The sequence below is a fragment of the Defluviimonas salinarum genome, from assembly GCF_026013545.1.
Classification (GTDB): Bacteria; Pseudomonadota; Alphaproteobacteria; order Rhodobacterales; family Rhodobacteraceae; genus Albidovulum; species Albidovulum salinarum.
Genome location: NZ_JAPDOG010000004.1, coordinates 20,445 through 43,725 on the forward strand (window position 1 = coordinate 20,445; position 23,281 = coordinate 43,725).

Below are 23,281 nucleotides of genomic sequence, written 5' to 3' on the forward strand. Positions count from 1 at the left end.
GAACCGTTGGCAGTCGCGCGGCCTATTCCATCTCGATCGTGCCGGGGGGCTTCGAGGTGATGTCGTACATCACCCGGTTGATGCCCTGCACTTCGTTGATGATCCGCGTTGCGGTCTCGCCAAGGAAGTCGTGGGTGAAGGGGTAGTAGTCGGCGGTCATGCCGTCGACCGAGGTCACCGCGCGAAGCGAGCAGGCGTAGTCGTAGGTTCGCCCGTCGCCCATCACGCCCACGGTCTTCACGGGCAGGATCGCGACGAAGGCCTGCCAGATCTCGTCGTAAAGCCCGTGCTTGCGGATCTGGTCGATGTAGACCGCATCAGCCTGCCGCAGGATCTCCAGCTTCTCGCGGGTGATCTCGCCCGGGCAGCGGATCGCGAGGCCGGGGCCGGGGAAGGGGTGGCGGCCGATGAACCGGTCCGGAAGTCCGAGCTCGCGGCCGAGCGCGCGGACCTCGTCCTTGAAAAGCTCGCGCAGCGGCTCGACAAGCTTCAAGCCCATCTTTTCCGGAAGGCCGCCCACGTTGTGGTGCGACTTGATGGTGACTGAGGGTCCGCCGGAAAAGCTGACCGACTCGATGACGTCGGGGTAGAGAGTACCTTGGGCGAGGAAGGTGGCGCCGCCGACCTCGTTGGCGTGTTTCTGGAAGACGTCGATGAAGAGCTTTCCGATGGTCTTGCGCTTCACCTCGGGGTCCGAGACGCCCTCGAGCGCGCCGAGGAAGAGGTCGGATTCATCCGCGTGGATCAGGGGAATGTTGTAGGTGTCGCGGAACATCGACACCACTTCCTCGGCCTCGTTGAGGCGAAGGAGCCCGTGGTCGACGAAGACGCAGGTGAGCTGGTCGCCGATCGCCTCGTGGATGAGGATCGCGGCGACGGAGCTGTCGACGCCGCCCGAAAGTCCGCAGATCACCTTCTGGTCACCGACCTGGGCCCGGATCTTCTCGATCGCGTCCTCGCGGTAGGCGCGCATAGTCCAGTCGCCGCTGAAGCCGGCGAGGCGGACGAAGTTTTCGTAGAGCTTCGCGCCCTTCGGCGTGTGGTGCACCTCGGGGTGGAACTGCACGGCGAAAAAGCGGCGCTCGGGGTCGGCGGTGATCGCGAAGGGGGCGTTCGGCGAGGTTCCGTAGACCTGGAAGCCGGGCGCGATCGCCGAGACGTGGTCGCCGTGGCTCATCCAGACCTGCTCGCGGCCTTCCGCGAACCAGCCGTCGAGGAGCGGCAGCCTGTCCTCGGTCGGCGTGACATAAGCGCGACCGAACTCGGCGGTCTTGTGGCCGCGCTCGACGCGGCCACCCAGGCAGTGCATCATCACCTGCTGGCCGTAGCAGATGCCAAGGATCGGCACGCCAAGATCGAACACGCCTGCGGGCGGCATCGGCGCGCCCTCGGCGAAGACCGAGGCGGGGCCGCCCGAGAAGATCACCGCTTTCGGGGCGAAATCCTTCAGGAAGGCATCGTCCACCCGGTTGTAGGGGTGGATCTCGCAGTAGACGTTCAGCTCGCGCAGGCGCCGCGCGATGAGCTGCGTGACCTGGCTGCCGAAGTCGATGATGAGGAGGCGGTCATGGGCGTGTGTCATGGCCGGGGAATATTGCCTTGTCCGATCCGGCGCAAGGGTGTTTGGCGGGGAAGGCGGGGGCTGTCTGCCCCGTCGCCATTGGTGCTTGAACCGGTGGCACACCAATGGCGACTCCCGAGAATATTTCGGACAGAAAGTGGCGGATCAGGCCGCCTTCGCCTTGGCGCGCAGGAGCATGCCATAGAGGTCGCGCGGATCGTCGGGATCGGCGATCATGTCGAGCGGCTCGCTGTAGGGCAGGGCCTTCAGCTGGTCATGGATGTAGCGCAACGCCGAGAAGTCCTCGATCGCGAAGCCGACCGAGTCGAAGAGCGTGATCTGGCGCGGATCGGAGCGGCCGGTCGCGGCGCCGGTGATAACCTGCCAGAGCTCGGTGACCGGGTGGTCGGGGTCGAGCTGCTGGATCTCGCCCTCGATGCGGGTCTGCGGCGGGTATTCGACGAAGATCGAGGAGCGCAGGAGAATGTCGCGGTGAAGCTCGGTCTTGCCGGGGCAGTCGCCGCCGACCGCGTTGATATGGACCCCGGTGCCGACCATGTTGTCGGTCAGGATCGTCGCGCATTGCTTGTCGGCGGTGCAGGTGGTGATGATGCCGGCCCCCTCCATCGCCTCCTCGGCGGTCTTGCAGGCGGTCAGCGCGAGGCCGGACCCCGCGAGGTTCCGGACGCATTTGGCCGTCGCGGCGGGGTCGATGTCGTAGAGCCGGACCTCGTTCACGCCGCAGATCGCCTTGAAGGCCAGCGCCTGGAACTCGGCCTGGGCGCCGTTGCCGATCATCGCCATCACCGTCGCGCCCTTCGGCGCGAGGTGCCGCGCGGCGAGCGCCGACATTGCCGCGGTGCGCAGCGCGGTGAGGATCGTCATCTCGGTCAGGAGGATCGGGTAGCCGGTGTTCACCTCAGCCAGAAGGCCGAAGGCGGTGACGGTCTGGAGCCCTTCCTTGGTGTTCTTCGGATGGCCGTTGACGTATTTGAAGCCGTACATCTCGCCGTCCGAGGTCGGCATCAGTTCGATTACCCCGACTTCGGAATGCGAGGCCACGCGCGGGGTCTTGTCGAAGCTCTGCCAGCGGCGGAAGTCGGCCTCGATGTAGCCGGCGAGATCGGTCATCACGCGCTCAGGGCCGAGGTGAAGCACGAGCTTCATCATGTTGTCGACGCTGACGAAGGGGACGATGTTCAGGTTTTCCATCTGGGTTATCCGAAGCTGCGGGTGGGGCGGTCGAATACCTTGCGGCCCATGAGGGAGCCGACGAGCTCCACCATCAGCCGCGCGGTCTTGCCGCGTTCATCGAGGAAGGGGTTCAGTTCGACGAGGTCGAGCGAGGTGACGAGGCCGGATTCGTGCAGACGCTCCATCACCAGATGGGCCTCGCGGAAGGTGGTGCCACCGGGAACCGTGGTGCCGACCGCGGGCGCGATCCCGGGATCGAGGAAATCGACGTCGAGCGAGACATGGAGCAGGCCGTTCTGCGCCCGCACCGTGTCGAGGAACTCGCGCAGGGGCGCGACGATGCCGCGTTCGTCGAGCACTCGCATGTCACAGACGGTCATGTCGCTTTCCAGAAGACCCGCATGTTCGGCCGAGTCGACGGAACGGATGCCGTAAAGGCAGATGCGCTCGGCCGGGACCGGCGCGGGGAAGGGCGGGAAAGCCTCGAAGCCGTTCCGGCCCGCGATGTAGGCGACGGGCGTGCCGTGCAAGTTGCCGGACTGGGTGGTGAGCGGCGTGTGGTAGTCGGAATGCGCGTCGAGCCAGAGCACGAAGAGCGGCCGGCCGACCTTCGCGGCATGGGCCGCGACCCCGGCGACCGAGCCGAGCGAGAGCGAATGGTCGCCGCCCATGAAGATCGGCAGGCCCTTGGCCATGGCTTCCTCGCCGGCTTCGGCGAGCGCCTCGGTCCAGGCGACGGTCTCGGCGAGGTGGTGGACGGCCGGGTTGGCGCAGTCGGTCTCGCGCAGCGGCGCCGGCGTCACGTCGCCGTGGTCGATCACGGACTGGCCAAGTGCTTCGAGGCTCTGGGCGAGGCCGGCGACCCGGTAGGCGGCCGGCCCCATGAGGCAGCCTTCGCGTTTCTGGCCGGTGTCGATCGGCGCGCCGATCAGGATGCAGGTCGGTTTCATGGGCGTCTCCGGTGTTTCGGGGGGCGATGCGCAGTCTCTTGCCGGATTGCGTCGGTTTGAAGTAAATCAATGATCAATATGTTCAGATGAATGTCCGAAACGGCGGCCAATATGAACGAACTGGACGAAACGGATCAGGCATTGATTGCGGCTCTCCGGCGCGACGGGCGCGCGTCGCTGTCCGAACTGGCCGCTCGGCTCGGTCTTGCACGGGCGACGGTGCGGGCGCGGATGGAGCGGCTGGTGGCGCGCGGCGAGATTCAGGGCTTCACAGTGGTCACGCGCGGCGACCTGACCGCGATGCCGGTGCGCGGACTGATGATGATCGGCATCGAGGGCCGCGGCACGGACCGGGTCCTGGCGCGGCTCTCCGGCCTGCCGGAGGTGCAGGCGGTGCATTCGACGAATGGCCGCTGGGACCTCATCGCCGAGATCGGAACCCGGACGCTCGAGGAGTTCGACCGGGTGCTGGCGATGATCCGCAAGCTCGACGGGGTCACGGCGAGCGAGACGAGCCTGATGCTCTCTACCCGGCGCGCCGGCAGGCGTTGAAAACTGTTCAGGTTCGGCGGGCGGCGGCGATCCAGAGCGCGGCGAGCGTGAAGGACAGGATCGCGTTCCATGTCGCCATGGAAAGGCCCGCGAACATCCAGGCGACCTCGTCGCAGCGCACCAGCGGCGCGGCCATGATCTGGTTCAGCAGATCCTCAGCCGACCCGGCGAGGTCGCCGGACGCGGTGCAGGTGTCGGGGCCCGGCCACCAGCGCAGTTCGACGCCGCTGTGAAACACGCCGATCCCGGCCGTGGCCAGCGCCGCCAGAGCACCGAGCCAGGGCAGCCACGGAAGCGACGTGACAAGCGCGAGCCCGCCGATCGCGACCGCGATCCCGTGCGGCCAGCGCTGCCAGATGCAGAGCTTGCACGGCGCGTAGCCGAGCGCCTGAAAGACGAAGGCGCCGGCGAGGAGGGCGAGCGAGCCGCCCGCGGCAAGCAGGATCAGTCGTGTGCGTGTCACAGGTATTTCACCGCCGCGAAACCTCCGATCAGGAGCGCCATGCCGAGGCTGAAGACGATACCGAGGCGGCGCTCGATGAAGTCGCGGATCGGCGGGCCGAATTGCCACAGCAGGCCGGCCACGATGAAGAAGCGCAGGCCCCGCGCGATAATGGCCGAGATAATGAAGACCGGCAGCGACAGCCCGGTCCAGCCCGAGACGATCGTGATGACCTTGAACGGGAACGGGGTGACGCCGGCGATCAGCACCGCCCAGCCGCCATATTCGTTGAACCGCTCCGCGAAGACCGCGCCCGCTTCGGTCTTGCCGTAGAACTCGAGGATCGGCTGGCCGACGCTATCGAAGAGAACTGCGCCGATGAAATACCCGAAAAGCCCGCCGAGAACCGAGGTGACGAGCGCGATCGCGGCGATGAACCAGGCCCGCGACGGCCGCGCGATGATCATCGGAATCATCAGCACGTCGGGCGGGATCGGGAAGAACGAGCTTTCCACGAAGGAGACGACGCCAAGCGCCGACAACGCGCGCGGATGCTCCGCGAGCCGGATCGTCCAGTCATACAAGGTGCGGATCATCGGACCTGCCCAAACAGCCTCGCCGCCGTTAGGCCATGTGCCGGCCTTGGCGTCAAGCGGGACAATCTTTGTCTTCCAGCCTTCGCGGGGGTAATTTGGAGGCTGTGAACACCTGAGGCTGTCTAAGGGGGACGATATGAGATGGCAGGGGCGGCGCGGCAGCCGCAACATCGAGGACCGGCGCCGCATGAGCGGCGGGCGGGCAGGCGGGATCGGGATTGGCGGTCTCCTGGCGATCCTCGCAATCGGGTATTTCCTCGGCGTTGATGTCACGCCGATGCTGACCGGCGGGCCGGGCATCGGTACGAGCGGCGGCGGCGAGTTGACCGAAGCCGACAGGCGCGCTGGCGAGTTCGTCTCGGTCACGCTGGCCGACACCGAAGAGATCTGGGCCGAGATCTTCTCTCGCGAGCTCGGCCAGCGGTATGAGCCGGCGACGCTGGTCCTGTTCAAGGCGGCGACGCAATCACCCTGCGGCGGCGCGTCCGGCGCGACCGGCCCGTTCTACTGTCCGCTCGACCGCAAGGCCTATCTCGATACCCAGTTCTTCACGACCCTTGCGCAGCGCCTCGAGGCGAAGGGCGACTTCGCCGCCGCCTATGTCGTGGCCCACGAGATCGCCCATCACGTCCAGAACGAGCTCGGGATCCTTGGCGAGGCCAACAAGATCCGCCAAGGTTCAAGCGAGGCCCAGTCGAACGCGATCTCGGTCCGCATCGAGCTGCAGGCCGATTGCCTCTCGGGCGTCTGGGCGCGCCATGCCGGCGAGCGGTTCGGCAGTCTGGAGCCCGGCGACATCGGCGAGGCGATGAATGCCGCCCGCCAGATCGGCGACGACACGTTGCAGCGCAATGCCGGCCGGCGGCCGATGCCGCACACGTTCACCCACGGCACGTCCGAACAGCGGCAGCGATGGTTCGCGCAAGGCTACGAGAGCGGTTCGGTCGCCGCCTGCGACACGTTCAGCGCGAACGCGCTCTGAGCACCGCCAAACAGCTTGTCTTTGACCGCGCGGGCAGCTAGACCGCTCGTCGCGTTGCCCGAGTGGCGGAATGGTAGACGCAGCGGATTCAAAATCCGTCGCCGCAAGGCGTGCGAGTTCGAGTCTCGCCTCGGGCACCACCCAGACTGAGTCGGCCTCGAGTCTGCCACTGGCGGGCGAATCGAAACATGCAGACGCATGGGCGAGGGCGAACAAACCGACTGCGGCGCACCGAATTGGCGGTGGTTTGTGAACGATTGGATGCCCTGATTTTGACACAAAGCTCGCGGCGGCGTGACCGCTAGGATCTTTATTGTATCCAAGCAGGAAACTTATGTGAGGCGGGGTGCGAGTCCGTGCCTTTGCCGGTTTCGCGTCGGCTGGCGGATGTGTCGGCTAATTTGTGTGGAGTGAAGGGTTGACCCCCCTTATCTAGTTTTCCGAGCATCCGGATCGTCGCTTTTTTCGAACCTTGCAAGATCAATTTTCTCAACAATTGGCAATATTCTTTGAACTTCTCCTGCCATGATGTCGCCATTTTTTGGTTGGCCTCGGGGGGCACCAAAGGTATCCTGATAGACGTCCTTCGGAGAGCATTGTCTGGGGGCTGGGGGTCTCGGTTTTCTGGCGGCGGCAAGCAAATGGACGCGCCGCAGGAAGCTGGATATCCAGAACGACCGATGGGGATTTAGCCCCATTACGAGTAGCGCGGAAACAATCGGTTCCGCGGTTAGTCACGAGTGCGGCCATCCCACGACCCGAAATTGCGGGACGTCTATGAGTTCATTGAGTGGGTGCGAGGCGTGGGTAAACGGTGGATGGCAATTTCTGAGTGCGGCATTATTGGCGGCCTGGGGTTTATTTTCAAAGACGGATTCCCGGCCGCCGAATTTTCCCAAAAATCGAAAGCCGATCCGGCAGGAATAGCCGGACTTTGTCTCGGATCGAAATCCGACGATGTCCTCCAGCATGGTAAAAGCCTCAGACCGAACCGCTGCCGGGGCGTCGCGGCCAAGGGCGGCGCTCAGATCGCGGCGACTGTGGAATAGTCTACGTCGCCATTAAAGCGATCGGCGCCGCCCTGACGACCGGTGCCGGCATCGCGCGGAACCTCCAATCACATGACGCCGCCCGCAAGGCGGACAGCTTTTGTGGGCTTGTGTCCGGATCCGCGAGGCGTAACGCGAGTCGTCCAGGCCAGGCCAGGGACGCGGCGGAGCGGAGTTCAACTCAATTCCGAAGCGCGAACTCTTTGCACGAATAACAACCGTAAAATGAATTGGGCGCGAGTTTCACCGCGACGCGACCGAAATGTCGCAGACTTGCCTAAATGCGACCGCATTTAGCTCTTAGCCACAAAATCGAGTGGTTTATTGTGCTAAGTGGTCATGGTGTAGGAACGAGTCGCGATGAATGTCGAAACGGAAACGAAGGTTGTGGCAAACCGATCCTGTGAGGCCGATGTGAAGGAGATGCCGTCGACGGCTGACGCGCAAATACCCGAAACATGCCCTCGCACGCCCTGTTTCATCGCGGGCGTTCGTATCGCGACGCTGCGCGGCGAGGTCGAGATCGAGAACCTTCGGCCCGGCGATCGGGTCCTGACGCGCGACAACGGCTATCGCCCCCTGCGCTGGATCGGCGCGCGGCATTTTGATGCCGACGCGCTGGAGCGGTTCGCTGAGCTTCGCCCCGTCACGATCCGGCGCGGCAGTCTTGGCCCCGGCATGCCGTCACGCGACCTGACCGTCAGCCCGCAGCACCGGATACTGATGAGTGGCGAGGCGGCGCGCCTTCTCGGCGCCGAGAGTGAGGTTCTGGTGGCGGCCTGCGACCTCCACCCGGCGCAGCGCGTGCCGGAGGTCCACACCGAGGTGACCTATTTCCATCTCATGTTCGACGCCCACGAGGTGATCCTCGCCGACGGCGCCTGGAGCGAGAGCTTCCGGCCGGATCGTGCGGCGCTCGACGGGTTGCACACGGCGCAGCTGTGGGAAATCCTGGCGATCTTCCCCGAACTCGCGACCGAGGCCGGTCTGGCCGCATACGTGCCTGCGCGGGCCGGGTGGAGCCGTCCCGGCGACAAGCGTATCGCCCTGGCGGCCTGACCGATCCGCTTCGTCAGTCCTCGTGACGGCGGCGCCACGCGTCCCAGTCTTCGGGCGTGTCGAGATCGAGGATGGCCCGGTCTCCCGGCAGGGTGCAGGTGCGGACGGATTCGCCTTCAAGGACGACGCGGGCGCCGCGGTCCCCGGTCAGAACCCTCAGCTCCTGCAGGAGCCGGCGGGGGAATATCACCGGATGGCCTTCGACACCGGTCTCCGTGGCGGCCCGCAGCGGCCGGGTCGGGTCCTCCGCGAATGCCGCGATCAGGAGCGTCAGGTCTTCTCGCTCGATATCGGGCATGTCCGGCATCAGCACCATCAGGCCCTCGACCGGCCCGGCATGATCCGCGCCGGCGCGCAGGCTTGCCGAGAACCCGTCATGGGCGTCCGCGACCGGTACGATCTGCAGCGGGAGCCCGATCAGCGCGGCGCGGCGCCCCGGCGCGGATGGGCCGCTCTCGGGCAGGGTCACGATCACCCGCTCGCCGGTCCGGGCCGCCATCGCTGCGGCCCGTCGAAGCAAAGGTTGGCCATCGACCTCGGCGAGCAGCTTGTCCGAGCCGTGCATGCGCCGCGATGCCCCCGCGGCCGGAATCAGAATTGCAAGCCCAGCCATTCCCGGCGCTCCTGCATCGCGGGCCGTGAACCCGGCATTCGTCCCGCCCCACTATTCCAACTGGAACCTGCAGCTGCAACCCTGTCGACGCTGCGTCCCGCGCCGCGCCCCTGACGGACCGCGGCGCGGCGCGTTCAGCCGCGCATGCGGGCGCCGTCGGCGTCCCAGAGCGGGCCGGTCACCATCCGTGCCTTGCGGCGCTGGCCGAGGATCTCGACCTCGGCCTCGAGCCCATCGCGGATCAAGTCGACCGGGACGAAGCCCTGCGCCACCGACTGGCCGGTCCAGTGCGAATAGCCGCCCGAAGTGCAGAATCCCACGACCGCGTCCCCGATCCAGATCGGCTCGTAGGCCACGACATCGGCATCGGCCGCATCGACGATGAAGGCGCAGAGCCGGCGCTTCGGACCTTCTGCCTTCTCCTTCAACGCGGGGGCCTTGCCGATCCAGTCGGCCTCCTTGTTCCAGCGGATGAAGCGGTCGATTCCGGTCTCGCCGGGGAAGTAGTCGGGCGAGAACTCGCGCGCCCAGGAGCCGAAGAGCTTGTCGAGCCGCAAGGACATCATCGCCCGCATCCCGAAGGGCTTCAGCCCAAGGTCCTGGCCTGCGGCCCAGAGCGTGTGCCAGAGCGTGCGCTGGCTCATGAAGTCGGTGAAGATCTCGTAGCCGAGATCGCCGGTGTAGCTCACGCGCTGGACGAGGCAGTCGGCCATGCCGATGGTCATGCGTTTCGCATCCATGAACCGGAAAGCCTCGCCGGAGACATCCGACCGGGTGACGCGGCTCAGAAGCTCGCGCGCGTTCGGCCCGGCGATCTGGAAGCCGGTGACGCGGTCCGAGACATTCTCGACCGTCACGCCGGCGTCGAGGTTTGCCTCGAACCAGCGCAGGTGCTGGTCCTGCGCGCCGTAGGAGCCGGTGATGCGGAACTCGGTCTCGGAAAGGCAGGTGACGGTGAAGTCGCCGATGATCTTGCCCTCGGGCGAGAGCATCGGGGTCAGCGACAGCCGACCCGCCTTCGGGATCGCGCCGGCCATGATCCGGTCGAGCCAGGCGCGCGCGTTCGGCCCCGTGACGCGGAACTTGCCGAAGTTCTGGACCTCGTTGATGCCCACCGCTTCCCGCACCGCGCGGACCTCGGCCGCCGTCGCCTCCCAGGCGTTGGAGCGCTTGAAGCTCGGCGTCTCGTAGCGCGGCTCGCCGGGGAGCGCGAAGTAGTTGACGACCTCAAGCCCGTATTGCTGACCCCAGACCGCACCCATGCCGTCGAAGATGTCGTACATCGGCGTGGTGCGGAAGGGGCGGGCGGCGGGGCGTTCCTCGTTCGGATAGGAGACCGAGAAGCGCATCTGGTAGTTCTCGATCACCTTCGGGACGGTGTAGCCCGGCGTCGTCCATTTGCCGAAGCGCGCGACGTCGAAGCCGCGCGGGTCGCATTCGGTCTCGCCGTGGATCATCCATTCGGCGAGCGACTTGCCCATGCCGCCACCTTGGGAGAAGCCGGCCATGACGGCGCAGGCGGACCAATAGTTGCGCAAACCCGGCACCGGGCCGATCAGGGGATTGCCGTCGGGCGCGAAGGTGAAGGGGCCGTGGATGACGCTCTTCACGCCGGCCTTTTCGAGGACCGGGAAGCGCTTGTAGGCGAAGGCGACGGACTCCTCGATCTTGTCGAGGTTGTCGGGCAGAAGCTCATGCCCGAAGGTCCAGGGCGTGCCGTCGAGCGACCAGCCTTCGCAGGGCTTCTCGTAGAATCCGATGCAGAGGCCGCGGCCCTCCTGGCGGAGATAGCTCTCGCCGCCGGGATCCATGACATGGGGGAATTCGCGGCCGGAGTTCAGGATCTCCATGATCTCGGGGATGTCGTCGGTGACGAGATACTGGTGCGCCATCGGCAGAAGCGGCAGGTAGACGCCTGCCATCGCCGCCACCTCGCGCGCCCAGAGACCGCCCGCGTTGACGATGTGCTCGGCGTGGATCGTGCCCTTCTCGGTGACCACGTCCCAGCCGCCGTCGGGGCGCGGATTGGTCTCCAGCACCCGGTTGTGCTCGACGATCTCGGCCCCGCCCATCTTCGCCGCGCGGGCGTAGGCATGGGTGGTTCCGGAGGGGTCGAGATGGCCGTCCAGAGGATCGTAGAGGCCGCCGATGATGCCCGTGGTGTTGACGAGGCCGTCGGTGAGCTTCTCGATTTCCGACGGGCCAAGGATCTCGGTATGAAGCCCCATGTAGCGGTGCTTGGCGCGTTCCGCGACAAGCATCTCGTAGCGCGCCTGATTGTCCGCGAGCGTCACGCCGCCGACGTGGTGGAGCCCGCAGGACATGCCGGTGATCGCTTCCAGCTCCTTGTAGAGCTGGATCGTGTAGCCCTGCAGCGCCGCCATGTTGGTGTCGCCGTTCAGCGTGTGGAACCCGCCCGCCGCGTGCCAGGTGGAGCCCGACGTGAGCGTCGATCTCTCGATCAGCATCACGTCCTTCCAGCCGTATTTCGTCAGGTGATAAAGCACCGAGCAGCCGACGACGCCGCCGCCGATGACCGCGACTTGGACATGAGACTTCATGGATGGATACCCCCGCGTTGCGGCCCCGGTCGGGCCGGTTTTGCGCGAGGATGGCAAATCGCCGATCACCACGAGAGCGCGTCCGCGACAAACTTTGTCGCTTTCCTTGCGCGCAGGATCGATATTAGCCGCGTCGGTCTCAGGCCGGATTTGCGCTTCAGGGGCGGTGCGCTTAGGAGAGGATAACGCCCGACAGCCAATGGAGCCGAGTTTGATTCGTCCTCAATCCGCCGTCTGGGCGCTCGTCCTTCTCGTCATCCTCGTCACCCTCGCCAGCTTCAGGCCGCTCCTGCCGATCGACGAGACGCGCTATCTCGGTGTCGCGTGGGAGATGTGGCTCTCGGGCGACGTCTTCCACCTGACGCGGAACTTCGACCTCTACACCCACAAGCCGCCGCTCCTGTTCTGGCTGATCAACCTCGTCTGGCAATTCACCGGCGTGAGCGAATTTGCTGCGCGGCTGGTGGCGCCGGCCTTCGGCGTCGCCTCGGCCCTCGCGATGGCGGGGCTCGCCCGGCGGCTCTGGCCCGAGGATTCCGGCGTCGGCGCGCGATCGATCCTCGTGTTGGCGAGTTTCACGGTCTTCCTGATTTATGCGAGCCTGACGCTCTTCGACACGATGCTGACCTTTGCCACGATCCTCGGCGTCGGCATCCTGTGGCGCATCGGGCAGGGCGAGCGCGGCCGCCGGCTCTGGATCGCTTTCGGGCTCGTGCTGGCGCTCGGGGTCTATGCCAAGGGGCCGGTGATCTTCGTCCATCTGATGCCGGCTCTTCTGACGATGCCGCTCTGGGCGCCGGAACCGCCACGGCTGAGCGAGGCCGGGAAGGGCTTCGGCATGGCGCTTGGCGCGGGGCTTATTCTCGTCGCGGTCTGGCTGGTGCCGGCTCTGATCGGCGGCACCGCCGCCTATCGCGAGGAGCTCTTGTGGACGCAGTCGGCGGCGCGGGTCGCTGGGGGGCTTGCCCATGACCGGCCGGTCTGGTTCCTCGTTGCACTCCTGCCGATCTTGCTCTTTCCCTGGGCCTGGTCCTGGCGGCTCTGGCCCGCCACCGTGCGGGCGGTCAGGGGCGATGCCGGAGGGCGGATGCTCGCGATCTGGGCGGGGTCGGGGCTCGTCCTCTTCTCATTGATCTCGGGCAAGCAGATCCACTACCTCATCCCGGAGTTTCCCGCGGTGGCGCTCCTCATGGCGCGGGCACTCGGGGGCATCGAGCGGAGTGGCCGCGGCGGCTCGGCGGCGGCGGTCTTTCCGGTGATCCTCGGGCTCGCCGCGCTTGCGCTCGCGGTGGGGCTGATCCCGGCCACGGGCGACCTCGCGCCGCTGATGCCGGGCTGGGCGGTGGCGCTCTTCGGCCTCGTCGGCATCGGGCTCGGCGTTTTCGGCTGGCGGCTGAGTTTCACGCCGGCCCACGCGGTGTTTGGCATCGGACTCGCCGCCGCGCTGCATGTGCTCATCGTGACGACCGGGCTTTACGCCGCCTACGACCACCGCGAGATCAGCGCGAAGCTGGCGGCGGCGGAGAAGGGCGGGCTCGCCGTGGCCGAGATGATCTACAATGCCGAGTTCAACTTCGGCGCGCGCCTGACCACGCCCGTCGCCGTGTTGTCGGGGCCCGAGGCCCTGCGCAGCTGGGGTGCGGCGCATCCCGAGGGGCTCCTCTTCGGCCCCGTCGATCGCGTGCCGGTTACCGCGGAGCCTGAGGACGAGGCATTCTACAACGGGATCCGCTACGGCTTCTGGTCCGGCGCGACGGTCACCAGCAACATTCGCGACTAACCGTCATAAAGATACGGCCTCCAAAACGACCGCAGCGCGCCCCCGGGCCCCGGGAACGCGCTGCTATCGTCGATTGCGATGGCGTGGCCTCAGCGTTCCGGGATCAGACCCCTTGGGCTGAACCGCAGCACCAGCAGCAGCACCAGCCCCATCGTCAGGAGCCGCATATGCGCGGCGCTGTCCTGCAGGTGCGATTTCAGCGCGCCCTCGGCCATGCCCGAGGTGATGAGACCCATCAGCGCATGGCCCCACGGCTCGACCTTGATCCAGAGGAACCAGATCAGGAACCCGCCGAGGACCGAGCCCCAGTTGTTGCCCGAGCCGCCGACGATCACCATGACCCAGATGAGGAAGGTGAAGCGCAAGGGGTTGTAGGTGCCGGGCGTGAGCTGGCTGTCGAGCGTCACGATCATCGCGCCGGCGAGGCCACAGACCGCCGAGCCGAGGATGAAGATCTGCAGGTGCCGGCGGGTGACGTCCTTGCCCATCGCCTCGGCCGCGGTCTCGTTGTCGCGGATCGCCCGCATCATCCGGCCCCAGGGCGAATTGAGCGCCTTCTCCGACGCCCAGATGAGCGCGAGGAGGATCACCACGAAGAGCCCGGCATAGAGGAGCTTCACAGCCACCGTCGAGGCCGTGACCGGATCGGAGCCGAAACTCGCGGCCAGGTCGATGAAGCCCGGATCGCGCTGCAGATCGACCTCGTACGGCACGGGCCGCGGGATCGAGATCACGTTCTTGACGCCGCGCGCCAGCCAGTCCTCGTTCTTCATCACCGCGATGATGATCTCGCCGATGCCAAGCGTAGCGATGGCGAGGTAGTCGGAGCGCAGGCCAAGCGCGGTCTTGCCGATCACCCAGGCGGCGCCGGCGGCGAAGAGCGCGCCGACCGGCCAGGCGAGGAGCACCGGCAGGCCGAGACCGCCGAGGTTGGAATGCGTCGCGGGCTGGAAGGATTCGACGACGTCGACAGCCGGGTCGAAGACTGCGCGGAAGAGGAAGAAGCCTCCGATCAGCACCGCGAGGATCGCAAGCGTGCGGTTGCGACCCCGGAGCCGGCCGTAAAGCACGATCGCAAGCGCGATGACCGCGAGCCCGATGAGGAGCGCCAGGATCAGCCGGCCCGCGCCCTGCGTGGTCCAGACCTCGGTCACCGGCTGGGTCGAGACCAGCACCGGCGCGAGACCGCCGAGTGCGACGAAGCCGACGACGCCGACGTTGAAGAGCCCGGCATAGCCCCATTGCATGTTCACGCCGAGCGCAAGGATCGCCGAGATCAGCCCCATGTTGAGGATGCCGAGCGCGGTGTTCCAGCTGCCACCGAAAAGCCCGAAGGCGGTCGTCGTGCCCTCGAGCACGATCAGCAGGGCGACGAAACCGAAAAGGAGGAGGTTGCGCAGGTTCATACCGCTTTCCCCTTGAAAAGCCCGGTGGGCTTGAAGAGCAGGACGATGACGAGGATCGCGAAGGAAACCGCGAACTTGTAATCGGTCGACAGAAGCTGGGCGAGCCCGTCCGGCGCCAGCGCGTCGGGCAGGACGTAGGTCGCGACCTTCTTCCAGGCATAGGTGAAGCCGACCTCGGTGAAGGCGATGAGGAACCCGCCCGCGATCGCACCCAGGGGACTGCCAAGGCCGCCGACGATGGCGGAGGCGAAGATCGGCAGCAGGAGCTGGAAGTAGTTAAAAGCCTTGAACGACTTGTCGAGCCCGTAGAGCGTGCCGGCGATCACCGCGAGCCCCGCCGCGATGATCCAGGTCACCGCGACGACGCGCTCGGGATTGATGCCCGAGAGAAGCGCCAGATCCTCGTTGTCGGAATAGGCGCGCATCGACTTTCCGGTGCGGGTCTTGTTGAGGAACCAGAAGAGCGCGGCCACGACGATGATCGCGGTGAGGATGGTCAGACCTTGCGTCGAGCGGAATGCGAGGCCCTCGGCGAGGCCGGTGGCCTTCTTGAACTCGTTCGCGTTGACGATGAACCGGCCGCCGTCGTCGAAGCGGATCTCGCCCACGCCGATGATGAAGCGCGTGACGCCGTTCATGATGAACATCACGCCCATCGAGACGATGACGAGGATCACCGGCGCCGCCTTCTGTCGCCTGTAGAAGCGGTAGACCGCCTTGTCGGTGGCCAGCACCAGCGCCGCGGTGATCGCGATGCCGAAGGGCAGGGCCAGAAGGGCGGTCGGCAGCGGCCCGAAATGGATGCCCACCGACTGGAACGCCCAGGTGACGAGGATCACCATCGCGGTGCCGAAGGCCATCGTGTCGCCGTGGGCGAAGTTCGAAAAGCGCAGGATCCCGTAGATCAGCGTGACCCCGAGCGCCCCCAGCGCAAGCTGCGCGCCGTAGGAGGTGGCTGGGATCACGACGAAGTTCAGAAGTGCCACGATCGCGTTGAGGAAATCCATGTCTCAGCCCCCGAGGAAGGTGCGGCGGACTTCCGGATCGGCCAGAAGCGCCTCTCCGGTATCCGTGTATTTGTTGGCGCCCTGCACGAGCACATAGCCCCTGTCGGCGATCTCCAGCGCCTGGCGGGCATTCTGCTCGACCATCAGGATCGAGATCCCGGTGCGAGCGACCTCGATGATGCGGTCGAAGAGCTCGTCCATGACGATGGGCGAAACCCCGGCCGTCGGTTCGTCGAGCATCAGGAGCTTCGGCTTGGTCATCAGCGCCCGGCCGACTGCGACCTGCTGACGCTGGCCGCCCGACAGTTCACCCGCCGGCTGGCGGCGCTTGTCCTTGAGGATCGGGAAGAGGTCGTAGACCTGCTCCATCGTGGCGCGGAAATCGTCCTTGCGGATGAAGGCGCCCATCTCGAGGTTCTCCTCGACGGACATCGAGGGGAAGACGTTGTTGACCTGCGGCACGAAGCCCATGCCCTTGGCCACCCGGTCCTGCGGCGTGAGGGCGGTGATGTCCTCGCCGTCGAGCTTCACATGGCCGCCGCGCAGGTTGAGCATGCCGAAGACGGCCTTCATCGCGGTCGACTTGCCGGCGCCGTTCGGGCCGACGATGACCGCGATCTGGCCCTTCTCGACCGTAAGCGTGCAGTCATGCAAGATGTCCGCCGCGCCGTAGCCGCCGGTCATATTCTCGGCCGCGAGGAACGGGCCACCGGGGGCGGGACGGGCCTTGCCGCCCTTGGTCGGATATTCCAACTCGCCGCCGCCGGATTTGGTGATCGACCGGTCCTTGTTGCCGCGGTCGTCCTTGTAGGGATTTCTCGAACTGCTCATGCCTCGGCCTCCGCCTTCGCCTTGTTCTTCAGGCCGCGGCCGAGATAGGCCTCGATCACCGCCTCATTCTGCATGATGCTGTCAGCCGAGCCCTTGGCGAGCACCTTGCCCTCGGCCATGACGATCACCGGGTCGCAGAGCCGGCCGATGAAATCCATGTCGTGCTCGATGACGCAGAACGTGTAGCCGCGCTCCTTGTTGAGCCTGACGATGGCGTCGCCGATGGTGTTGAGAAGGGTGCGGTTCACGCCCGCGCCGACCTCGTCGAGAAAGACGATCTTGGCGTCGACCATCATCGTGCGGCCAAGTTCCAGAAGCTTCTTCTGGCCGCCGGAAAGGTTGCCGGCACGCTCGTCGGCGAGATGCGAAATCGTCAGGAAGTCAAGGACGTCGTCGGCTTTCTTCGCAAGCTCCGCCTCCTCTCGGGCGATCCGGCCACGATGGAACCAGGTGTTCCAGAGCGTCTCGCCCAACTGACCGGCGGGAACCATCATCAGGTTCTCCCGCACCGTCATCGAGGAGAACTCGTGTGCGATCTGGAAGGTGCGCAGCAGCCCCTTGTGAAAGAGGTCGTGCGGCGGCAGCCCGGTGATGTCCTCGCCGTCCATGATCACCCGGCCCGCGGTCGGCTGGTAAACCCCCGCGATGACGTTGAAAAGCGTGGATTTTCCGGCCCCGTTCGGTCCGATCAGCCCGGTGATCGAGCCCGTGGCGATCTCGATCGACGCGCCGTCGACGGCCCGGAAGCCGCCGAAATGCTTGTGCAGACCCTCGACGACGATCATGCATCCCCCTCGCTTCCGTGACGCAAGGTTCGCGTCAGAAGCTGTTGTTGTTAAACGAAAAGTCAGCCCGGGCGTGCCGGGCTGACTCGAAGTCGCGCGAAAGATCCCTCAGTGGAACTTCGTCGTGGTGATCTTGCCGTCGGTGAACTCGTACTCGCGGTACGCACCGGCGGCTTCGCCCGGTCCGATCAGTTCGACCGCCGAGGCGCCAACATAGTCGATGTCGGTGCCAGCCGCGAGCAGCTCGAGGCCCTTGGCAAGCTCGCCCGGATAGATCGGCTCGCCCGGAGCGTTGGCGACGTCCATGATCTTGCCCATCAGGTCGGCCGACTTCGACGAGCCGGCGGCCTGCATGGCGAGCATGATCAGCGCGGCGGCGTCATAGCTCTCGCCCGCATAGGACGAGGTGCCGTCGAAGCCTGCGGCGGTGGCCATTTCCTGGAAGGTTGCACCACCAGGGCTGTCGGTGCCCGGCACGGTGCCGAAGGAGCCGTCGAGCGAGGAGCCGAACTTCTCTTCGAGCACGGTGCCGTACATGCCGTCCGGCAGCACGAAGGTCGAGAAGGCGCCGGTGTCGAGCGAGCCCTGGATGACGCCCGAGCCGCCCTGGTCGACATAGCCCGCGACGATCAGCGCGTCGCCGCCGGCGGAGGCCAGCGCGCCGACCTCGGCCGAGTAGTCGGCCTTGCCGTCCTCATGCGCGGCCGAGATCGTGACCGAACCGCCCGAGGCTTCGACCGCCGCTTGGATGCTGTCGGCGAGGCCCTTGCCGTAGTCGTTGTTGGTGTAGGAGATCGCCACCGAGCCGATGCCGCGCTCCTTCAGGATCGCTGCGAGGATCTCGCCCTGGCGCGCATCCGACGGCGCGGTGCGGAAGAACAGGCCGTTGTCCTCGGCCGAGGTCAGGCCGGGCGAGGTTGCGGAGGGCGAGACCATCACGATGCCGTTCGGCACCGCGACGTTGGCGAGAACCGCGCCGGTGACGCCCGAGCAGTCCGCACCCATGATCGCGCTGACGCCGTCGGTGGTCACGAGGCGCTCGGCGGCGGCCTGCGCGGCGGCGGCGTCGACGCAGGTCGAGTCGCCGCGGACCGACGTCACGGTCGAGCCGTCGAGCAGCTTGCCCGAGTCAGACACTTCCTTCATTGCCAGCTCGGCGCCCGAGCCCATCATCGGAGTGATCGATTCCAGCGGTCCGGTGAAGCCGAGGATCACGCCAATCTTGATGTCCTCCGCGCCGGCCGCGCCGGTCATGAGGGCTGCAGCCGCGGTGGCGGCCAGAAGTTTTTTCATAGTTCACTCCCATGTTGGAACGTTGTCCTGAGGGCAAACTAGAGCGGCTGAATCGAAAAGAAAAGCCACAGAACAGCTAGCAATTCGCCGGCGCCTGTCGGCAATGTGACTGGACCGGCCGCCGAACGGCATTATTTTCGGACAAGCAATCCGAAAGGGAAGACCATGCCCGGTGTCGCGGCCCTCGCACGGCGGACTGTCCTTGCGCTAACCTTCGTGTTTGGCGCCGCCGAAGCCGCCCCCCTGGAAACGACGGTCGGCAGGCTCGGAATCGATACCGTTGCGGAGGGGTTCCGCGAGCCCTGGTCGCTGGCTTTCCTGCCCGATGGCGGATTTCTCGTCACCGAGCGCGAGGGACGGCTGACGCGGATCGGCCCCGGCGGCGCGGCCGTGCGGGTCGGCGGCGTGCCGAAGGTTCGGGCCGAAGGGCAGGGCGGTCTCTTCGACATCCTCGTGCCGCGCGACTTCGGGAAAAGCGGCGAGGTGCTCCTCAGTTTCGCACGCCCCCAGGGCCGGGGGGCGGGAACCGCGGTGGTGGCGGCGCGGCTCGGGCCGGACCGGCTCGACGGTCTGCGGATCCTTTGGGAAATGCCGGCGGGCTCCTCCGGCGGGCGGCATTTCGGCGGACGGCTGGCCGAGGCGCCGGACGGTGCGATCTTCCTCACCATCGGCGAGCGCGGCGCATTCGATCCGGCGCAGGATCTGGACATGCTGCACGGCAAGATCATCCGCATCACCCGCAATGGCGCCGCCGCCCTCGGCAACCCGTTCCCCGACCGCGCGGGCGGCGTGATCTGGAGCTATGGCCACCGCAACCCGCAGGGCCTCGCCTTCGATGAGCGGGGCAGGCTCTGGGCCTCGGAACACGGTGCGCGGGGCGGCGACGAGATCAACCTGATCGAGCGTGGTGCCAACTACGGCTGGCCGGAGATCGCCTACGGTCGCCACTACAGCGGATTGAAGATCGGCCGCGGCACCTCGGCGCCCGGAATGGAGCAGCCGAAGCATTACTGGGATCCCTCGATCGCGCCCTCGGGGCACATGATCTATTCGGGCAAGCTCTGGCCCGGCTGGCGCGGCCATCACTTCGTCGGCAGTCTCAAGTTCGACTACATCGCCCGGCTCGACCCCGAGGCGGGCTGGGCCGAGGAGGCGCTGAAGACGGACGAGACCGCCCGCGTCCGCGACATCCGCGAGGCGCCGGACGGCACGATCTGGTTCCTCTCCGTCGACCGCGGCGCCGTCTACCGGATCCGCCCGGAATGACGCGGGTCAGATCGACAGGCGCGGGGTGGCCACGTTCGGCGTGCCATGCGAGCCGCGCTCGCGGTAGGGCGTGGTCTTATAATGCGCCCGGTAGCATTTGGAGAAATGCGAAGGGCTCGCGAAGCCGCAGGCCAGCGCGACGTTGATCACGCTCATGTCGGTCTGCATCAGGAGGTTGCGCGCTTTTTGCAGCCTCAGCTCCATGTAATACCGCTTGGGCGACCGGTTGAGGTAGCGCCGGAAGAGCCGCTCGAGCTGGCGCGTCGACATGCCGACATCCTCGGCAAGGTCCGCCGGGCTGATCGGGTCCTCGATGTTCTGCTCCATCATCTGGATGACCTGGCTGAGCTTCGGATGCCGGACCCCGATCCGGGTCGGGATCGACAGCCGCTGGGTATCCTGGTCGGTGCGGATCGAGGAATAGATGAGCTGGTCGGCCACTGTGTTGGCGACATCCTCGCCATGGTCCTGGGCCACGATCTTCAGCATCATGTCGATCGACGCCGTGCCGCCCGCCGTCGACATCCGGTTGCCGTCGACGACGAAGACCGACTTCGTCAGCTTCACCTCCTCGAACTCCTCGAGGAAGCTGTCCTGGTTCTCCCAGTGGATCGTCGCGCGCTTGCCGTCGAGCAGCCCGGCCTTGGCGACGGTGTAAGCGCCGGTGCAAAGCCCGCCGATCGGCACGCCGCGCCGCGCCTCGCGCCGCAGCCAGTTGAGGATCGGCTTGGTCGTCGCGGACTGCACGTCGATGCCGCCGCAGACGAGAATCGTGTCCTCGCGGTCGATCTCTTCGAGCCCCATGTCGAGCTTGAAGGCCGCGCCGTTCGAGCAGGTGCTGAATTCGCCGCCCTCGCCGGCCAGGACCCAGGTGTAGGCCTCGCGCCCCAAGACACGGTTGGCGATGCGCAGCGGCTCGATCGCACCGGCGAAGGAGAGCATGGTGAAACGGTTCAGCAACAGGAACACGAAGCGCCGTTGCCGGAGCGTGCTGTCCGCCTCTTTCTTGCCCTTCACGGGAGCGACCGGCATAATGCGACCCATCGTTGTCGTTTTGCGCATAAAAATCACTAATGCAGGTTCCCCGCAAGCAACATTTGCGACCATAACGGTTTGCAGGGACGCGGTCGCTTGAGTATAAGCCGCCCGTTGACGGCACTGCTTTCAGGAGAGTTGAGATGACCAAGGGCTGGACCAAATCCGACTGGCGCGCCAAGCCGCGGGTGCAGATGCCCGACTATCCGGATCAGGCCGCTCTGAACGCCGTCGAGGCGCAGATCGCCGCCTATCCGCCGCTGGTCTTCGCCGGTGAGGCGCGCAAGCTCAAGCGCGCGCTCGGCGAGGTGAGCCAGGGCCGCGCCTTCCTGCTTCAGGGCGGCGACTGCGCCGAGAGCTTCGCCGAGTTCTCGGCCGACAATATCCGCGACACGTTCAAGGTGCTGTTGCAGATGGCGATCGTGCTGACCTGGGGCGCGAAGCTCCCGGTGGTCAAGATCGGCCGCGTCGCCGGCCAGTTCGCCAAGCCGCGCTCGGCCGCTACCGAGACGCTGGAGGGGGTGGAACTGCCCTCCTACCGTGGCGACATCATCAACGGCTTCGACTTCACCGCGGATGCGCGGGTGCCCGACCCGGCGCGGATGCTGCAGGCCTATACTCAGGCCGCGGCCTCGCTGAACCTCTTGCGCGCCTTCTCCACCGGCGGTTTCGCCGATATGCACCGGGTCCAGAGCTGGATCGCGGGCTTCACCGACGAAGACGAGGCCAAGCGCTACCGCGAGGTGGCGACGCGGATCCAGGACGCGATGGACTTCATGGCTGCCGCGGGTGTGACCTCGGACACCGTCCATGCGATGGCGGCGGTCGATTTCTACACTAGCCACGAGGCGCTGCTTCTCGAATACGAAGAGGCGCTCTGCCGGATCGACTCGACCTCCGGACTGCCGGTCGCGGGCTCGGGCCACATGATCTGGATCGGCGACCGCACCCGGCAGCCTGACGGCGCCCATGTCGAGTTCTGCCGCGGCGTGCAGAACCCGATCGGACTCAAGTGCGGCCCGTCGCTCACCTCGGACGACCTCAAGGTGCTTCTGAAGAAGCTCAATCCGGAGAACGAGGCCGGCCGCCTGACCCTCATCGCGCGCTTTGGCGCGGGCAAGGTCGGCGATCACCTGCCGCGCCTGATCCGGGCGGTCGAGGAGGAGGGCGCCAAGGTCGTCTGGACCTGCGACCCGATGCACGGCAACACGATCAAGGCCGCCTCGGGCTACAAGACCCGGCCCTTCGACAGCGTTCTGCGCGAGGTCAGGGAGTTCTTCGCGGTCCACAAGACCGAGGGCACCATCCCTGGTGGCGTGCATTTCGAGATGACCGGCAAGGACGTGACCGAATGCACCGGCGGCGTGCGCGCGGTGACGGACGAGGACCTCTCGGACCGCTACCACACCGCCTGCGACCCGCGGCTCAATGCCTCGCAATCGCTGGAACTGGCCTTCCTCGTCGCCGAGGAACTGCAGGGCCGCCGCGCGATGCAGAAGGCGGCCGGGATGTAACCGGCCGCTCCATCGCTGGTTTTCTGAAACGGCCCTTCGGGGCCGTTTTCATTTATCGGTGACGATGAGCCGGAGGTGGCTGCGGCCCGGCTCCGGCGCTGCGTCGCGAAACGGGAGCGTGGGCTCGGCAAAACCGGTCGCTGCCACCGTGCCGCGGCTGGGCGAGGGCAGTCCGGGCGCGATCGGGGTGATGCTGCGGGCGCCGATCTCGAACCGGCGCGGGGCGCGGCCCAGCGCTCCCTCTGCCATCAGGCAACCGAGCGCCCGGCTGATATCGCCGAGATCGCTCTTCAGGGGCAGGATGAGGAGCCGCGCCTCCATCGGCGGGCGGCCGAGGCCGGTCTCGGCCGTGAGCGTCATCTCGGCGGTGCTCGGGGCCGAGAACACCCGGTCAAGGATCGATGCGACCTCGGCGCGGGCCTTCGGCGTGAAGAAGGCGGTCAGCGGCATGCCGCGCACCTCCATCCCCATGAGGCTGTTCAGATGCATTCCGGCCAGCCGGAACCGTGCCACGCCCGGTGCGATCCGCTCCAGCACGAAGGTGTATTCGAGCGCGCGTTCGATCCCGCGGGGATCGACCTCGGACCGGCAGGGAACCTGGCGCCCGTCGCGCAGCGCCTCCCAATAGGCCTGAACCTCAGAAATGCACGGAAATCTCATGTTCCTGCGATATCCCGATATCGGGACGATCTTGTCCCGAGGATGCCCCGTCACGTCCACGTCAAACCCTCCGCACCGGTACTTGCCAATACTCCGGCGCGCGCCGCGTTGTGGCGGCGGTCAGGTTTTGTTAACCCTAGGACCG

At 66.4% G+C, this 23,281-nt stretch carries 21 protein-coding genes and 1 tRNA gene; 8 read left to right on the top strand and 14 right to left on the bottom strand.

The window, feature by feature from the left end:
• Positions 1–22: 22 nt before the first annotated feature.
• The 3 genes from guaA to rocF form a co-directional block, all read right to left on the bottom strand.
• Complete coding sequence (gene guaA, locus OM960_RS05630) at positions 23–1,582, bottom strand: glutamine-hydrolyzing GMP synthase (RefSeq protein WP_264771326.1); 1,560 nt, start codon at positions 1,580–1,582, stop codon at positions 23–25.
• Between the two features lie 144 nt (positions 1,583–1,726).
• Positions 1,727–2,773, bottom strand: coding sequence for an ornithine cyclodeaminase (gene ocd, locus OM960_RS05635; RefSeq protein WP_264771327.1), 1,047 nt, complete (start codon positions 2,771–2,773; stop codon positions 1,727–1,729).
• Between the two features lie 5 nt (positions 2,774–2,778).
• Positions 2,779–3,705: an arginase gene (rocF, locus tag OM960_RS05640; protein ID WP_263332784.1), complete on the bottom strand. Its 927-nt coding sequence runs from the start codon at positions 3,703–3,705 to the stop codon at positions 2,779–2,781.
• A 120-nt stretch (positions 3,706–3,825) separates the two neighbouring features.
• Here rocF and OM960_RS05645 point away from each other — a divergent pair, with 120 nt between their 5' ends.
• A complete protein-coding gene (locus tag OM960_RS05645) occupies positions 3,826–4,257 on the top strand; it encodes an Lrp/AsnC family transcriptional regulator (protein ID WP_264771470.1) in 432 nt (143 codons plus the stop codon).
• 7 nt (positions 4,258–4,264) lie between these two features.
• Here OM960_RS05645 and OM960_RS05650 read toward each other — a convergent pair whose 3' ends face one another.
• Together OM960_RS05650 and OM960_RS05655 are read right to left on the bottom strand one after the other, a co-directional pair.
• Positions 4,265–4,720 carry a disulfide bond formation protein B gene (locus OM960_RS05650; protein ID WP_264771328.1) on the bottom strand — a complete coding sequence of 152 codons (456 nt, stop codon included), beginning with the start codon at positions 4,718–4,720 and terminating at the stop codon, positions 4,265–4,267.
• The gene (locus OM960_RS05655; protein ID WP_264771329.1) at positions 4,717–5,295 is read right to left on the bottom strand and encodes a YqaA family protein; all 579 of its coding nucleotides are present in this window, start codon (positions 5,293–5,295) and stop codon (positions 4,717–4,719) included. The genes OM960_RS05650 and OM960_RS05655 overlap by 4 nt, the downstream gene beginning before the upstream one ends.
• A gap of 136 nt (positions 5,296–5,431) precedes the next feature.
• Between OM960_RS05655 and ypfJ the strand changes: the two genes are divergently transcribed.
• From ypfJ to OM960_RS05675, 4 genes are all read left to right on the top strand, one after another.
• A complete protein-coding gene (gene ypfJ, locus OM960_RS05660; protein WP_264771330.1) occupies positions 5,432–6,277 on the top strand; it encodes a KPN_02809 family neutral zinc metallopeptidase in 846 nt (281 codons plus the stop codon).
• Positions 6,278–6,333: 56 nt separating this feature from the next.
• Positions 6,334–6,417: transfer RNA gene (locus OM960_RS05665), tRNA-Leu, on the top strand.
• A gap of 600 nt (positions 6,418–7,017) precedes the next feature.
• On the top strand, positions 7,018–7,326 hold the full coding sequence (locus tag OM960_RS05670) for a hypothetical protein (RefSeq protein WP_264771331.1): 309 nt from the start codon (positions 7,018–7,020) through the stop codon (positions 7,324–7,326).
• A gap of 387 nt (positions 7,327–7,713) precedes the next feature.
• Positions 7,714–8,385, top strand: coding sequence for a Hint domain-containing protein (locus OM960_RS05675; protein ID WP_264771332.1), 672 nt, complete (start codon positions 7,714–7,716; stop codon positions 8,383–8,385).
• Between the two features lie 13 nt (positions 8,386–8,398).
• Here OM960_RS05675 and OM960_RS05680 read toward each other — a convergent pair whose 3' ends face one another.
• On the bottom strand, positions 8,399–8,998 hold the full coding sequence (locus tag OM960_RS05680) for a nucleotidyltransferase family protein (RefSeq protein ID WP_264771333.1): 600 nt from the start codon (positions 8,996–8,998) through the stop codon (positions 8,399–8,401).
• A 134-nt stretch (positions 8,999–9,132) separates the two neighbouring features.
• A complete protein-coding gene (locus OM960_RS05685) occupies positions 9,133–11,559 on the bottom strand; it encodes a GcvT family protein (RefSeq protein WP_264771334.1) in 2,427 nt (808 codons plus the stop codon).
• 211 nt (positions 11,560–11,770) lie between these two features.
• Between OM960_RS05685 and OM960_RS05690 the strand changes: the two genes are divergently transcribed.
• The gene (locus OM960_RS05690) at positions 11,771–13,339 is read left to right on the top strand and encodes an ArnT family glycosyltransferase (protein ID WP_264771335.1); all 1,569 of its coding nucleotides are present in this window, start codon (positions 11,771–11,773) and stop codon (positions 13,337–13,339) included.
• Positions 13,340–13,428: 89 nt separating this feature from the next.
• Here the strand turns inward: OM960_RS05690 and OM960_RS05695 are convergent, their stop codons facing one another.
• The 5 genes from OM960_RS05695 to OM960_RS05715 all read right to left on the bottom strand — a co-directional run bounded on the left by OM960_RS05695 (position 13,429) and on the right by OM960_RS05715 (position 18,661).
• On the bottom strand, positions 13,429–14,745 hold the full coding sequence (locus tag OM960_RS05695) for a branched-chain amino acid ABC transporter permease (protein WP_264771336.1): 1,317 nt from the start codon (positions 14,743–14,745) through the stop codon (positions 13,429–13,431).
• Positions 14,742–15,752 (bottom strand): branched-chain amino acid ABC transporter permease, encoded by a 1,011-nt coding sequence (locus OM960_RS05700; RefSeq protein ID WP_263332805.1) that lies wholly within the window; start codon positions 15,750–15,752, stop codon positions 14,742–14,744. The genes OM960_RS05695 and OM960_RS05700 overlap by 4 nt, the downstream gene beginning before the upstream one ends.
• Positions 15,753–15,755: 3 nt before the next feature.
• Complete coding sequence (locus OM960_RS05705; RefSeq protein ID WP_264771337.1) at positions 15,756–16,583, bottom strand: ABC transporter ATP-binding protein; 828 nt, start codon at positions 16,581–16,583, stop codon at positions 15,756–15,758.
• Positions 16,580–17,368 carry an ABC transporter ATP-binding protein gene (locus tag OM960_RS05710; protein ID WP_264771338.1) on the bottom strand — a complete coding sequence of 263 codons (789 nt, stop codon included), beginning with the start codon at positions 17,366–17,368 and terminating at the stop codon, positions 16,580–16,582. Before OM960_RS05710 ends, OM960_RS05705 begins: the two co-directional genes overlap by 4 nt.
• Positions 17,369–17,476: 108 nt before the next feature.
• Entirely contained in the window at positions 17,477–18,661 is a 1,185-nt protein-coding gene (locus OM960_RS05715) for an ABC transporter substrate-binding protein (protein WP_263332810.1), read from the bottom strand.
• 165 nt (positions 18,662–18,826) lie between these two features.
• Between OM960_RS05715 and OM960_RS05720 the strand changes: the two genes are divergently transcribed.
• The gene (locus OM960_RS05720) at positions 18,827–19,927 is read left to right on the top strand and encodes a PQQ-dependent sugar dehydrogenase (RefSeq protein ID WP_264771339.1); all 1,101 of its coding nucleotides are present in this window, start codon (positions 18,827–18,829) and stop codon (positions 19,925–19,927) included.
• A 6-nt stretch (positions 19,928–19,933) separates the two neighbouring features.
• Here the strand turns inward: OM960_RS05720 and OM960_RS05725 are convergent, their stop codons facing one another.
• Positions 19,934–20,971 carry a GlxA family transcriptional regulator gene (locus OM960_RS05725; protein ID WP_432759510.1) on the bottom strand — a complete coding sequence of 346 codons (1,038 nt, stop codon included), beginning with the start codon at positions 20,969–20,971 and terminating at the stop codon, positions 19,934–19,936.
• Positions 20,972–21,105: 134 nt separating this feature from the next.
• Here OM960_RS05725 and OM960_RS05730 point away from each other — a divergent pair, with 134 nt between their 5' ends.
• Complete coding sequence (locus OM960_RS05730) at positions 21,106–22,476, top strand: class II 3-deoxy-7-phosphoheptulonate synthase (protein WP_263332816.1); 1,371 nt, start codon at positions 21,106–21,108, stop codon at positions 22,474–22,476.
• A gap of 48 nt (positions 22,477–22,524) precedes the next feature.
• Here OM960_RS05730 and OM960_RS05735 read toward each other — a convergent pair whose 3' ends face one another.
• Positions 22,525–23,136, bottom strand: coding sequence for a PAS domain-containing protein (locus tag OM960_RS05735; protein WP_263332818.1), 612 nt, complete (start codon positions 23,134–23,136; stop codon positions 22,525–22,527).
• Between the last annotated feature and the right edge of the window lie 145 nt (positions 23,137–23,281).

What these genes read in the sequence shown, in the direction of transcription:
- rocF (WP_263332784.1), bottom strand. Translation starts at nt 3,705, where the DNA reads ATGAAACCGACCTGCATCCTGATCGGCGCGCCGATCGACACCGGCCAG.
- ocd (WP_264771327.1), bottom strand. Translation starts at nt 2,773, where the DNA reads ATGGAAAACCTGAACATCGTCCCCTTCGTCAGCGTCGACAACATGATG.
- OM960_RS05715 (WP_263332810.1), bottom strand. Translation starts at nt 18,661, where the DNA reads ATGAAAAAACTTCTGGCCGCCACCGCGGCTGCAGCCCTCATGACCGGC.
- OM960_RS05685 (WP_264771334.1), bottom strand. Translation starts at nt 11,559, where the DNA reads ATGAAGTCTCATGTCCAAGTCGCGGTCATCGGCGGCGGCGTCGTCGGC.
- OM960_RS05710 (WP_264771338.1), bottom strand. Translation starts at nt 17,368, where the DNA reads ATGATCGTCGTCGAGGGTCTGCACAAGCATTTCGGCGGCTTCCGGGCC.
- OM960_RS05735 (WP_263332818.1), bottom strand. Translation starts at nt 23,136, where the DNA reads ATGAGATTTCCGTGCATTTCTGAGGTTCAGGCCTATTGGGAGGCGCTG.
- OM960_RS05680 (WP_264771333.1), bottom strand. Translation starts at nt 8,998, where the DNA reads ATGGCTGGGCTTGCAATTCTGATTCCGGCCGCGGGGGCATCGCGGCGC.
- OM960_RS05695 (WP_264771336.1), bottom strand. Translation starts at nt 14,745, where the DNA reads ATGAACCTGCGCAACCTCCTCCTTTTCGGTTTCGTCGCCCTGCTGATC.
- guaA (WP_264771326.1), bottom strand. Translation starts at nt 1,582, where the DNA reads ATGACACACGCCCATGACCGCCTCCTCATCATCGACTTCGGCAGCCAG.
- OM960_RS05725 (WP_432759510.1), bottom strand. Translation starts at nt 20,971, where the DNA reads ATGGGTCGCATTATGCCGGTCGCTCCCGTGAAGGGCAAGAAAGAGGCG.
- OM960_RS05700 (WP_263332805.1), bottom strand. Translation starts at nt 15,752, where the DNA reads ATGGATTTCCTCAACGCGATCGTGGCACTTCTGAACTTCGTCGTGATC.
- OM960_RS05655 (WP_264771329.1), bottom strand. Translation starts at nt 5,295, where the DNA reads ATGATCCGCACCTTGTATGACTGGACGATCCGGCTCGCGGAGCATCCG.
- OM960_RS05730 (WP_263332816.1), top strand. Translation starts at nt 21,106, where the DNA reads ATGACCAAGGGCTGGACCAAATCCGACTGGCGCGCCAAGCCGCGGGTG.
- OM960_RS05720 (WP_264771339.1), top strand. Translation starts at nt 18,827, where the DNA reads ATGCCCGGTGTCGCGGCCCTCGCACGGCGGACTGTCCTTGCGCTAACC.
- OM960_RS05705 (WP_264771337.1), bottom strand. Translation starts at nt 16,583, where the DNA reads ATGAGCAGTTCGAGAAATCCCTACAAGGACGACCGCGGCAACAAGGAC.
- ypfJ (WP_264771330.1), top strand. Translation starts at nt 5,432, where the DNA reads ATGAGATGGCAGGGGCGGCGCGGCAGCCGCAACATCGAGGACCGGCGC.